The sequence below is a fragment of the Candidatus Scalindua japonica genome (assembly GCF_002443295.1).
Lineage (GTDB): Bacteria > Planctomycetota > Brocadiia > Brocadiales > Scalinduaceae > Scalindua > Scalindua japonica.
Genome location: NZ_BAOS01000010.1, coordinates 92740 through 105552, shown reverse-complemented (window position 1 = coordinate 105552; position 12813 = coordinate 92740). Strand labels below are relative to the sequence as shown.

At 39.7% G+C, this 12813-nt stretch carries 10 protein-coding genes and 1 pseudogene; 2 read left to right on the top strand and 9 right to left on the bottom strand.

The genetic code is table 11. The annotated features are described in order from the left end of the window. Positions 1-7: 7 nt before the first annotated feature. The 3 genes and pseudogenes from SCALIN_RS06440 to SCALIN_RS06430 form a co-directional block, all read right to left on the bottom strand. A pseudogene (locus SCALIN_RS06440) lies at positions 8-574 on the bottom strand (Fe-S-containing hydro-lyase); the annotation flags it as partial. 135 nt (positions 575-709) lie between these two features. Further along, positions 710-1552 (bottom strand): fumarate hydratase, encoded by an 843-nt coding sequence (locus tag SCALIN_RS06435; protein ID WP_096893585.1) that lies wholly within the window; start codon positions 1550-1552, stop codon positions 710-712. A 22-nt stretch (positions 1553-1574) separates the two neighbouring features. Further along, on the bottom strand, positions 1575-2462 hold the full coding sequence (locus SCALIN_RS06430) for a GGDEF domain-containing response regulator (RefSeq protein WP_096893584.1): 888 nt from the start codon (positions 2460-2462) through the stop codon (positions 1575-1577). Positions 2463-2744: 282 nt separating this feature from the next. Here SCALIN_RS06430 and SCALIN_RS06425 point away from each other — a divergent pair, with 282 nt between their 5' ends. Further along, positions 2745-2936 (top strand): CooT family nickel-binding protein, encoded by a 192-nt coding sequence (locus SCALIN_RS06425; protein WP_096893582.1) that lies wholly within the window; start codon positions 2745-2747, stop codon positions 2934-2936. Positions 2937-3028: 92 nt separating this feature from the next. Next, complete coding sequence (locus SCALIN_RS06420; RefSeq protein WP_096893580.1) at positions 3029-3271, top strand: DUF8180 domain-containing protein; 243 nt, start codon at positions 3029-3031, stop codon at positions 3269-3271. Positions 3272-3320: 49 nt separating this feature from the next. Here the strand turns inward: SCALIN_RS06420 and SCALIN_RS22000 are convergent, their stop codons facing one another. The 6 genes from SCALIN_RS22000 to SCALIN_RS06395 form a co-directional block, all read right to left on the bottom strand. Beyond that, complete coding sequence (locus SCALIN_RS22000; RefSeq protein ID WP_162532183.1) at positions 3321-3488, bottom strand: hypothetical protein; 168 nt, start codon at positions 3486-3488, stop codon at positions 3321-3323. 170 nt (positions 3489-3658) lie between these two features. Continuing rightward, on the bottom strand, positions 3659-4312 hold the full coding sequence (locus SCALIN_RS06415) for a HamA C-terminal domain-containing protein (RefSeq protein WP_096893578.1): 654 nt from the start codon (positions 4310-4312) through the stop codon (positions 3659-3661). Positions 4313-4703: 391 nt separating this feature from the next. Next, positions 4704-7190: a DNA gyrase subunit A gene (gene gyrA, locus SCALIN_RS06410; protein WP_096893577.1), complete on the bottom strand. Its 2487-nt coding sequence runs from the start codon at positions 7188-7190 to the stop codon at positions 4704-4706. Next, positions 7187-7897 carry an MBL fold metallo-hydrolase gene (locus SCALIN_RS06405; protein WP_203415382.1) on the bottom strand — a complete coding sequence of 237 codons (711 nt, stop codon included), beginning with the start codon at positions 7895-7897 and terminating at the stop codon, positions 7187-7189. The genes gyrA and SCALIN_RS06405 overlap by 4 nt, the downstream gene beginning before the upstream one ends. A 31-nt stretch (positions 7898-7928) precedes the next feature. Beyond that, positions 7929-9131 carry a nucleoside-diphosphate kinase gene (locus SCALIN_RS06400; protein ID WP_096893576.1) on the bottom strand — a complete coding sequence of 401 codons (1203 nt, stop codon included), beginning with the start codon at positions 9129-9131 and terminating at the stop codon, positions 7929-7931. A 128-nt stretch (positions 9132-9259) separates the two neighbouring features. Then, positions 9260-12730, bottom strand: coding sequence for a DNA polymerase III subunit alpha (locus SCALIN_RS06395; protein ID WP_096893575.1), 3471 nt, complete (start codon positions 12728-12730; stop codon positions 9260-9262). Positions 12731-12813 lie beyond the last annotated feature (83 nt).

Genomic DNA, 12813 nt, shown 5'->3' with positions numbered 1-12813 from the left:
GTAAAAACTAAACGTTAGGTTTATTGTACTTTTCTCTTCCTATATTGTACAAATCATTTCCTTTAGTATCATTTACAACTATTGCCGGAAAGTTTTCTACTTGCATTTTACGTATGGCCTCAGTGCCAAGGTCTTCAAATGCGATAATTTCAACACTCTTTATTGTCTTTGCAATGAGGGCAGCAGCACCACCAACTGCGGCAAAATAGACGGCTTTGTGCATTTTCATTGCCTCTTTTACCTCTTCCGATCTGCCGCCTTTCCCTATTGTACCCTTTAATCCCATTTTGATTAGGGTAGGGGCATAGGTGTCCATTCTGTAGCTTGTTGTAGGTCCGGCAGAGCCGATGATCTGGCCTGGTTTCGCAGGAGTTGGTCCAACGTAATAGAGCAGTTGACCTTCTATGTTAAAGGGTAATTTCTTTCCTGTCTCGATCATCTCCATGAGCCGTTTATGAGCAGCATCTCTTCCCGTGTATAATACACCGCTGATCCTGACCTTGTCTCCGGCTTTCAACTTCTCAATGGTAGAGTCGTTTAATGGTGTTTTTAAATTGATGTATTCTGTCATAACTCTCTTTTTCTGATATTTTGGTGGATAGCCTGCTCAACTACGTCTTTTGGGCGGGTGCGCACACCACGCTGATTTTCATGCATGGTAACAAAAATCACCAGGCAAAAAAACAAGATATACAGATGTTTTTGTTCACTAAATCACAGCACTCTTCACCCTATGCGAATGACACTCTATATTTACGGCTACCGGTAAACTGGCGATGTGGCAGGGATATGTTTCTACCTGCACAGATAGAGCGGTTGTTCTTCCGCCAAGGCCTTGAGGTCCTATCCCAAGTTTATTTATCTTTTCTAATAGTTCGATTTCCAGACTTGCAATAGTTTCATCTCGATTGTGACTACCAACCTGGCGTAAAATTGCTTTCTTTGCTAACAGGGTAGAATAATCAAATGTTCCCCCAAGACCGACTCCCACAATTATCGGAGGGCAGGGATTTGCTCCTGCTGCACTTACCGTTTCCAATACAAAGTTTACCACACCTTCTCTTCCATGTGCGGGTGTCAACATTGCTGAACGACTCATGTTTTCGCATCCGCCGCCTTTTGCGTCAAATGTTATCTTTAATTTGTTGCCGGGCACAATGTCAGTATGGATTACAGCCGGAGTGTTGTCACCTGTGTTGATACGGTCTATAGGATTTTTTACAATTGACTTGCGTAGTAAGCCGTTCTTGTAGCCGCGTCTTATTCCTTCATTGACAGCATTCCGTAAATCTCCTCCTGAGAGTACTACTTCCTGGCCAATTTCAATGAATACTATGGCAAAACCGGTATCCTGGCATACGGGAACCTGCTCCTTCCTGCCAATCTCGGCATTTTGCAATATCTGCGTAATTACTTCTTTGCCTAGAGGAGACTCCTCTTTTTCCAGGAAGTTTTGTAATGAAGTTAACAGATCTTCACCAAGATTATAATTTGCATCTATACAAAGTTTTTCAATGATATCTGTTATCTGTTCAGTATTAATCTTACGCATAATGTTTCTGCAGGGTGGATAATTACGTCTCCAGTGTTTTCTTCCTCTGTTCAATCATTGCCTTTTTTGCACGGTTTATCAACTCTTCGATAGTGCAAAGCTCTTCAGTATCGTAATATGCAGTGCCTATACATAGTGATAATTTATATTGTCTGTTTTCCTGTTTATTACGATTGTTTATCTCTTCCTGCAGTCTGGTAATAATAATTTCATTATTAGCGTCAAATGATTCTATCGCAATAGCCGTAAACTCGTCTCTGCTGTGACGCGCTATTATATCAGATTCACGAAAGGCCTCTTTAAGAATATTTGCTGTTTCGATCTTTGCCAGGTCTTCGTATTGACGGCTGGATTCCCTGTTGATCTCGTTCAAACCCTCAATGTGGATATAAAAGAGTATCATTCCACGTTTCGTCCGTATCGCAATACTTAACTGCTGTTGAGCAAAAAGCAGAAATCCTTTCCGGTTGTACATACCTGTCAGATCATCAACAAGTGAAAGCGACTGTAATTCAACTCGACCTTTATGTCGCATGATAGCATGTCGCAGAATTCGTGACAGTGCGTTACTGTTCATTTTACTCTTGATCAGATACTCTTCAGCACCTTTCTGCAATGCTTTGACTGCCATTGCTTCATCCTCCATACTCGTCATTACCACAACCGGAATCTCGGGAGATCTCTCACAAACTCTGGTAATGGTATCTAATACCTGTTTGTCAGGAAGAGTTAAGTCCAGCATAACAATGTCATAATGTTCGTTATCAAGTTCCAATAACGCTTCTCCAAGTTGCGGTACGTGAGTCATTTCACAATTAATGTTCTTAATTTCATTGATAATCTTCCCCATAAGAATCGCATGATCGATTCCATCTTCAACATAGAGTATTTTGATCCTTTTATCATCCATTTTATTGCATTACGCATTTTATAGTTAGTTTGGGGGTATTTTGAGTTAAATTGTCTCCTTTGTCAAATATCTTTTTTTGAAGTAATATTTTACTCTTTCTTAATAACAGGGTAGATTTAAAAAAACATTTGCTATTTTAAAGTGTTCTGTTTTAATTGAAGTTATAGATAATTCAATGTCGGTGGATTAACATACACTTATTATTCAGACAGAATAAAGACATAAAAATTTCTTTTTAATAATTAATAAAGAATATATAACATTTTCATTAAAGGAAACACTATGTGTCAGATGAAAATAGTGATGGATAAGGAAGGCCAGCAGGAATTAGTAATGGAAGACGTTGCACATCTTGAAGTGGTTGAAGAGGGAATCAAGATCAGTACGCTATTTGAAGAGCCGAGACTCATTCCGGATGTGACAATAAAAACAATTGATTTTCTTTCCGGCAAAGCAATGCTTCAAGGAAGGTGAGTTTACTAAAGTATTAATTGTACAGTATTGACAACAAATCTGATTATTTGGATATAATGAAGATTTGCAGTCACAAATAACAGGAAAAACAGATGACAGAACAAGATACAATTAAGAAACTCCGGGTTTTGTTGCCACACTGGATTGAGCATAATAACAGCCATATGGCGGAGTTCAGAAAGTGGGAAGGGGAGGCAAAAAAAGAGTCCGGGGAAGAGGTTGCGCAATTACTGGATAAGGCTATCAGGGATATGGAAGAGGCTGGCAAATCCCTTTCCGAAGCGCTTGAAAAAGTTGGTGGTCCGTTGGAAGGTGCGGGGCACCATCATCATTAATGGGCAGTGTATATCCTGACATATTTATCAACATGATGGTTGTAACTGTTTAATATATTAACCACCTGCAGATGTAAACGATTGCAGTTGTGCCTGCACCTACAATAAGTAATGACTTGATGAGTTTCCAGAAAAATGCGCTCCATTGGACAAAGTCTGGAGTATCTCTAGACTCTTCTGTCGTTTCCTCTTCTATTGTATTATTTTCTTGTGTCATGTTATTATTGTAATAAGTGTTTGAATATATTCAAATAATAAAAAGCCAGTATATTTAATAATGTTTGATTTGCTCTATCCTCACATTTGTAATCACAAATTTCTGTATGTCCCTATCGTTTCTCTTTGAAAGATGATCATTCTTCTCGAAGTAACGAACCAATACATTTTCTAGAAAGTCATCTTAACATTCGCATTTAAATTTGATGTTATCAGCTCCAAATCGCCTTGTTGTACGGATTCTGCAGATTGTGGATCCAGCGAAAAATCTTTAACACAGCTTAAACAATTATCCATAGCTGTAGACATTTTTTTGTACATTTTAGACTCACCCCAAAAGAGATTTAGTTTACCCTTCTCGTTATCAAATTTTACGTGAATACCATCTGCCCCTTGATAATGAACTTGACCTGATGTTTTAAGAGTCATTTTACTAATTAACTGAGGTATTTTTAAATATTCAAGCACTAAGATATACAGTAGTGTTTCTCCGCCTTCACCAGTTTTCTCTAGATCAGTAAAAAGAGTTTTTGCTCTCTTCTTTAGTGCAAGAACCTTTGAAGCTGAACCTGTGTTATTAAAATAGTTTCTGGCTTCATCAATATCTTTTTTGGGAATCGCATAATCGACAAGCTTTGTATCTATAAACTCAACAAGATCTTTAAGTCTTAACTCTCCATTTGCATCGACTCTAAGGCTATAGCAATATCCTTTACTATTTGTTCCTTTAATTTCGATATCACAAGAAACTTGTTGAAGTCTGGAGTTTATTTCACCATAAGAACCAATTAAAAGATTATCTATTGCTTTTTCTATTCTATCCATTTACACAATCCAATTTCATATGACAACCATTCCTATCGAATTTCAGAGCAAAAATTAAGGATTTTATCAGTAGTTGAGTTGTAGTATTACTATAACGCAAGGAGCGTCACTTTAAATGTCCTCACGCAGAGCGTGGGCATTAAGGGTTATCATGTGAAATGATATGTCCTTCATTTCGGAAGGATTCCAGTATTATTTTTGGAGTGCAGTGACCGGAATGTCTGCTGCGCCGGTGTCTCTGCTTTAAAACGTATCATCACGCCTGCCTGCCATAAGTCGGGCAGGGATGATGAAACCCAAATGGCAACGCTATATAACTCATGTATAAGTTCGTCTGGCCTGTCCGACTTATGGCAGTGGGAGAAACTGGCACTACGAATTTCCGTACTAATTAATCAGTTTGCTCTGGCTGTTGTGGTTCTGCTTCATCGGTTCCGGTATCTTCTGTCTCTTCTTCCTCTCCACCTATAACCGGTGCGACAGATACAAGTTTGTCACCTTTTTTCAGTGAAATTAGTGTTACACCCTGAGTATTACGCCCTATTGATCTTATAGTACTAATGGAGGTACGGATTACCATGCCGTTTGCCGTCATCATCATGAGTTCATCTTGATCGCTGACATTCATCAGGGCGACAACTTTGCCGTTTCTCTCAGATGTCTTGATATTAATGACTCCCTGTCCACTTCTGCGCTGGATCGAATATTCACTGTAGTCTGTTCTTTTTCCAAATCCGTTCTCACAGACGGTTAAGAGTGTCGCGTTTTTGTCAACGACAACAATGCCTTTAACTTTGTCATCACCCTTTAATCCTATACCTTTGACGCCGCGAGTCGCGCGTCCCATGCTTCGTACATCGTCTTCCGGAAAGCGGATCGCCTTACCATTTTCGGTACCAAGCACAATTTCCTGTCCTCCCTGTGTCAGTTTAACACCTATCAGTTTGTCACCATTGTCGAGGAGGATAGAGATTATTCCGCCTTTCTTAGGGCGGCCAAAAGCGCTGAGGACAGTCTTCTTTATTATTCCATTCCTGGTTGCCATTACCAATTGTCTCTCGTCGAATTTGCGAACAGGAATCGTGGATGTAACATTCTCGTTTTTATCTAATTCAAGAAGGTTAACTATTGCTCGTCCCTTTGCTATTCGGCTGGCGTTGGGGATGTCGTATACTTTTTGCCAGTATACTTTTCCCATATCCGTAAAAAACAGAATATAGTCGTGTGTTGACGCGATAAAGAGATTTTCAACAAAATCACCTTCTTTCATACCCGCACCGGTAACACCTTTTCCACCTCTGTGTTGTTTTCTGTACGTGGTAAGAGGTAGCCGTTTTATGTATCCCTCATGGGTAATTATGACGGTAACATCCTCTTCGGAAATGAGGTCCTCCATATTGAGTTCACCAATATCACCGATAATTTGTGACTTTCTTTCATCTCCGTATCTTTCTTTTATTTCGTGGAGGTCTTCCCGGATAATGTCCAAAACAAGGTTCTCATTTTCCAGGATAGATTTGTATTCCCTGATGTTTTCACAGACTTTCTTATACTCCTCTTCTATCTTGGATTGTTCCAGGTTTGTTAATCTCTGCAGTCTCATTTCAAGGATTGCATTTGCCTGTCTCTCTGATAGGGAGAACCTCGATACCAGGGAATCTCTGGCATCATCTACGGTTTTTGATGCTTTTATGAGTGCAATAACTTCATCAATATTTTCAAGGGCAATCCTTAGTCCTTCCAGGATATGGGCTCTCTCTTCTGCACGATCCAGCAGAAAACGTGTGCGGCGTCTGATTATTTCCTTCCTGTGAGTAATATAAGCGTTAAGTAGCTGCTTCAGGTTTAACGTTTCAGGGCGGCCTTCCACCAATGCTATCATAATAATGCTGAAGGAGTCCTGTAGTTTTGTATGTTTATATAACTGGTTTAGAATAACCTCAGCTTCCTCGTTCCTTTTTAAGACGATAACGATTCTGCTTCCCTCCCTGTCACTTTCATTCCGAACATCTGTTATGCCCTTTATCACATCGTTTCTGACTAATTCTGCAATCCTCTCTATTATTCTGTCCCTGTTAAGTTGATAAGGAATTTCAGTTACCACTATGCTCTGTTTGTTATTTTTTGATGTTTCTACATGAGACTTTGCTCTTACGGTTATTATACCTCTGCCTGTTTTGTATCCGTCTTCTATTCCTCGAACTCCGCATATTAACGCCCCTGTTGGAAAGTCAGGTCCTTTTATTATGGTCAAAAGTTCATTTATGGTTACATCCGGATTATCAATGACTTTTATTATTCCGTCGCATACCTCATTTACATTATGGGGAGGTATGCTTGTCGCCATACCAACGGCAATACCTGAACCGCCATTGCATAAAATATTTGGAAATTTTGAAGGAAGCACTGATGGTTCTGTTCTGGTGTCATCGTAATTCGGGGTGAAATCGACGGTGTTCTGCTTTATATCCTCCATCATTTCTGCAGAAGCGTGTGTCATCTTGGCTTCCGTATATCTCATAGCAGCAGGTGGATCGCCATCAATTGATCCGAAATTTCCCTGGCCTTTTATCAATGTATATCTCAAGCTCCAGTCCTGCGCCATACGTACAAGTGTTGGATATACAACCTGCTCACCATGTGGATGGTAATTTCCTGTTGTATCACCACATATCTTTGCGCATTTTCTGAACTTGGCGCCAGGGCCAAGATTGAGGTCGTTCATTGCGACAAGTATCCTTCTCTGTGATGGTTTAAGTCCGTCCCGCACATCAGGCAATGCACGGCTCATAATAACACTCATCGCAAAGGTCAGGTACGACTCTTTCATTTCCTCTTCTATGAGAATGTCCTTTATATTTCCTTTTTCTTCTATCATTTAAATCTTTCCTTTTCGGCTTTGACTGTTGTAGATGATCCGTGTCCGGGGTAAATAACCGTGTTCTCATCCAGCTTAAAAATACACTCTTTAATTGATTTGAGTAGATGGTTGTGGCTTCCTCCCGGTAAATCTGTTCTGCCATATCCTCCCGCGAAGAGAGTATCTCCTGAAAATAGTATCGGAGCTTCTCCATTATCCGTAGAATCAGTATATATTCCTATTCCACCGGGCGTATGGCCGGGAAGATGCAAAACCCTGAATTCATAACCATTAAGTTTGATTTTTTCATCGTGGCTTAGCGTTCTACATGCCGGAGGTGATGAATATCGTTTTCCCCCCAGAAGTGAGAGGTTCTTGAATGGGTCTTCCAGCATCTCTGCATCATCCGTATGAATACATATTTGAATATCCGGAAATTTTTCCTTCAACTCCTTGTTCGCACCAATGTGGTCCCCATGCCCATGGGTATTAACGAGAATGACTGGACGAAGTTTGTTTTCCTCCAGGTAGCCCACTATTGTTTCGGTATCTCCACCGGGGTCTATGATCATGGCATCTGAACATTTCAACGAAACTATGTAACAACAAGCGTCCAGAGGCCCAACTTCTAATTTTTGAATATCCAACATGATAATACTTGATAGTTCCAGATAAAAGCACGAACAAAAAAAACCTGCATCCCGTTCAGGACAGGGCTTGTCCATGCAACCCATTTATAAATCTAATTAACTTTTACTAGGAAGATCCGCTCTTCTTAATATATCGATTAATTATCTGCTTAATATCACAGGTTTTAGTCTCTTTATTGAATCCTATGATTTTTCTTTCTCTTATTACACTATTCGTGGAATCAGACGCGTGTACGGCATTTTTTCTTATATCCAGTGCATAAAAACGTCTGATGCTGGAATACTTCGCTTTCCTTGGATCTGTGGCTCCCAATAGTTCACGGATAGTCTTAATTGTATTTATGCCCTGGTACAGTATTGCGATACAGATAGTATGCTTACCATCAGAAGTTTTCTTGGTTTCAGCAAAGGGAGAGGGTTCACTGCCGGTCATGTATTGCAGTATGCTGTTGAATTCACCATTTACTTTTGGCTTCTTCATCTGGGCTGCCATATTATTCAAAAGTTCATCCGTCAACTCAAAAGAAGTGAAGTCCTCCTGTTTTAATGATGCCTTTAATTTTTCAACCAGTTCCGGTTTAAATTTATCATCGAAACTACTATTGAAGAAGTCTTTCACGGGGCCATAAAACTCTTCTGCCTGTTTAGTGCTTAAGTCAAGGAGTTTGATGCCGACTATATAGAAACCGGTCCTGGAAAACATACTTATAATATTTCCGGCACGCGGATCATGTTTTTCAAAAGGTTTAAGTATTATGAGTGAAGTTTCCGGCTTTCGGTTTTTACCAAAATCAACAACATTTTCCAGAATACCTCCATCACTCAAAGAATATTTCGCGAATAACTTAAGCTGCTTGATGTTTGTTGCCTTGTCAGCGGATGTAAGGACTGCAGGCTCGAAATAGTCTACTTTTCCGTCTTCAGATACAATAGTGTCACCGAAAGTACCCCTGATGGTATCTCCTCTTAATGGGTCTGATGCGGATCCAATTACTTTATTATGAAGAATATTAACCGCGTTTTTACCTTCGAAGAGGAGAAGCATAGCTCGGTTTGTCATACCAAGTTTATTATTTTTTCTCAGCATGTTGTTTACATAATCTATCATTACCTTCTTCCATACGGCTTTCATCTTCTGAGCCTCGATAGTTTTTATATATTCATCCAGGAACTTGTCGCTGGGAGTGTACATTCTGGCGCCTACAAGTTCCAGATCAGACAAAGATAAAAGTCTGCATATTATGCCACCTGTTCTGCTTTTTAATAAGCTATACGGAGTTATTAAAGCGTAAGTTAATTCTTGTTTCATTTCCACCTATACCTTCCTTAAAGTTTAATAGTTATTTGGTAAATAATTAGTTTGTAAAATAAAATGACGGGCAGTGTACATATTTACTAAAACTCTCCCTGTATTTACGGGGATGTACTGTTACACCTTCACGCGCTCTTTGAGACCAGACATCCTTCACCAACCAGGTTTCGTATACCATTAAAGACATTTTCGTTTAACGCAATAGAATACCCGTTGGATGTCTTTATTGTTACCGATTTATTACCGGGGACCTCGAATTTTATGAATACAGGACAAGGCCCTTTATTTGCCGAGAGAATTTCTTTCAAACCCGAGAGAATATCATCATTTATTTGTGCATATTTGAGGCGTATTATAGCATTCTTGGGCGGTTTGTTCTCTATTTTTTTTTCGATTTCTTCCGGAGTTATTATTTCTGTGACCCTGATTGAGGCTTCCGTATCTCTGAAGCCTACTTTCCCTTTAACAAAAACCACTTCATCGGCATGGAGTTGACCATTGAGAGAGGCGAGTTTTTTCTCGAAAATAACGCATTTTACCATCCCTTCCATATCTTCTATGGTAAAATATGCAATTGGTTTGCCCTTTTTAGTGGTAGTGCGGTTAACACTGTCAACTATTCCTCCTATCAAGACATCGGCATCTTCCGGCTTTTCTGAAAGTTCTCCGGTTGTTATATCTGAATAATGCTCTATTGCATCTTTATACCTTTTTAACGGATGTGAACTGACATAAAGTCCCATTGCCTCTTTTTCCGCTTTTAGCAGTTGTTTTTCAGACCATTTCTCTGTCTCAGGCAAACTATGAAAAACATTTAAGTCCACTGTGTTTTCCTGTGCACCAAAAAGGCTCATCTGCCCCATACGGCGGTCTTTATTTGATTTTGCACCAACTTTCAATAATGTGTCTATTCCTTCAAAGAATTGAGACCGGTATCCCGGCAACGAATCAAAGCATCCCGATTTGATAAGACTTTCCATTACCTGCTTATTAACCAGCCGCAGGTCTACACGTTCACAGAAATCGAATGCTGTGGTATATTCACCATCCTTTTCTCTTGCAGCAATGATTGATTCTATCGCTTTTTCACCAACATTTTTTATTGCCCCGAGACCGAACCTGACCTGTTGGTCCGATACAATTGTGAAATCCGAATAGCTTTCGTTTACACATGGTGGTAATAATTCAATGCCCATTCGGTTACATTCATGCATATAGTCTACAATCTTCAGATTATTCTGCTTTTCGCACGTCATCTGGGCTGTCATGTATTGCGTTGGGTAGTTGGCTTTCAGGTAAGCAGTCTGGTAGCAGACCATAGCATAAGCGGCAGAGTGTGATTTATTAAACCCGTAACCCGCAAAGTATTCCATCAGTTCAAAGATTTTCTCTGCAATTTTTTTTGGTATTTCGTTATCTTTGGCCCCATTTAAAAATTGGGCTTTGAATTTTGCCATTACTTCCGGTTTCTTTTTACCCATTGCCTTTCTCAAATTATCAGCTTCATTAAGAGTAAATCCTCCCAGTTTGTTTGCGATACGCATTACCTGCTCCTGGTAAACAATCAGTCCATATGTCTCTTTGAGCAAAGGTTCTAGCATTGGGTGGAGATATTTCACGGTTTCTCTTCCGTGTCTGCAATTTATGAAAGTATCAACCATTCCGCTTCCTAACGGTCCGGGCCGATATAACGCAACTAGTGGTAAAACATCTTCAAATTTATCAGGTTTTAGTTTCATCAGCAGGTCTCTGAAACCTCTGCTTGTCTCTACCTGGAAAACACCCTTTACATCACCTCGGGACAATAAGTCATATGTTTTCTTATCATCTATAGGAAGTTTATCGATATCAATAACTGTCCCGGTTGTTTCCTTTATAAGTTTCCTTGCTTTATCAATAACAGAGAACTTTCTTACTCCAAGAAAATCAGCCTTCAACAAACCTATCTTCTCGACAAGGGTCTCTCCGTCAAATTGTGTTATTACAGTATCCTTGTTCTTTGCCAGAGGGATGTAGTTGGTTAATGGTTCGTCGGAAACAACCACGCCGGCGGCATGTGTAGATGCATGTCTGCGAAGTCCTTCGAGTTTTGTAGAAATATTGAACAGCTCCTGTATCTGCTGTTCTCTGTGACACATTTCTTTTAATTCCGGTTCCTGTTCAAGGGCCTCTTTTAATGTTATTCCCAGTGCGGGTGGGATTAATTTTGCTATTTTATCGACGGTAGGTAACGGTATGTCCATGGCCCTGCCAACATCCCTGATCACAGCTTTGGCCTTCATAGTACCAAAGGTGACAATTTGTGCGACATTGTTATCGCCTCCATATCTTTTCTTTACATATTGAATTACTTTGTCTCTGCCATCGGCACAGAAATCAATATCAAGGTCAGGCATGGAAAGTCTTTCGGCATTCAGGAAACGTTCAAACAGTAGATCATATTTTATAGGATCTATATTTGAGATTCCGAGCAGATAGGCGACTAAACTACCGGCACCTGAACCACGAGCTATTGCCGGTATTTGTTCTTTGTTCGCGAAGTCAATGAAGTCCCAGACTATGAGAAAATAGTCAACAAACCTGGTCTCTTCTATTACACTCAGCTCATGGTCTAATCTGTCGCTGATTACCTTATCAATTTTTTTGTATAACTCTAAAGCGCCGTGCTCGCAGAGTTTTCTCAGGTGCTGTTTATTCGTCATGCCAGGCTTGTAACAGAGAGAATCTTTCCTAGGGTGAAATCGGGGCAGGTGCATGGTATTCAAGTCCAGTTCAACACAGCATCTATCCGCGATTAAAGATGTGTTCATTAACGCATCCGGTATCTCTCCAAAAGTCTTTTCCATCTGTTCCTGTGATTTAAAGTAGAACTCGTTAGTGCTCATGCGCATTCTTTTGATATCATGAATGGATTTTCTCGTGTTTATACATAAGAGCGCATCATGGGCAGAATAATCGTCAGGTTCCATATAGTGTATGTCATTAGTCGCTACTGTTTTTAATCCCAGATCTTGGCTGATTTTTAATGCTGAGCTTACTAACTCATCCTGTCGTTCAATTTTATTATTCTGTAACTCCAGATAGAAATTATCAGAGCCGAAGATATCTCTGTATCGAGATGCGGTGCTTAATGCCTTCTGATAATCGTTATTTAACAGGTTTTGATTTATCTCTGACTGCATACATCCGCTCAGGCAGATTATTCCTTTTGAATACTCGTTTATTAACTCTTTGTCTATTCTAGGCTTATAATAAAAACCTTCCAGATAGGAAGATGATGCCAGTTTAAGAAGGTTTCGATACCCTTCATTGTTTTCTGCCAGAAGTGTCAAGTGGTATATTTTCTGTTTACCACCTTCTTTAGTCATTCTGCTGCCCTGAGCAACATAAGACTCAAACCCGAGGATTGGTTTTATATCCTTTTGCCTGGCGTATTCGTAAAATCCAATTGCACCAAACATGTTACCGTGGTCTGTCAATGCCACACTCTTCATGTTCAAAGATTTTGTTTTATCTACCAGATCATTGACTCTGCATGCGCCATCTAGCAGGCTGTAATCACTATGGACATGCAAATGGACAAAATTATTTTTCATAAATTATACTCTCTTAACGAATTCTGAAGTCTTTCTATTTTTTATTATATATTATACAGGTTATAAAATACTATCGTAACAAA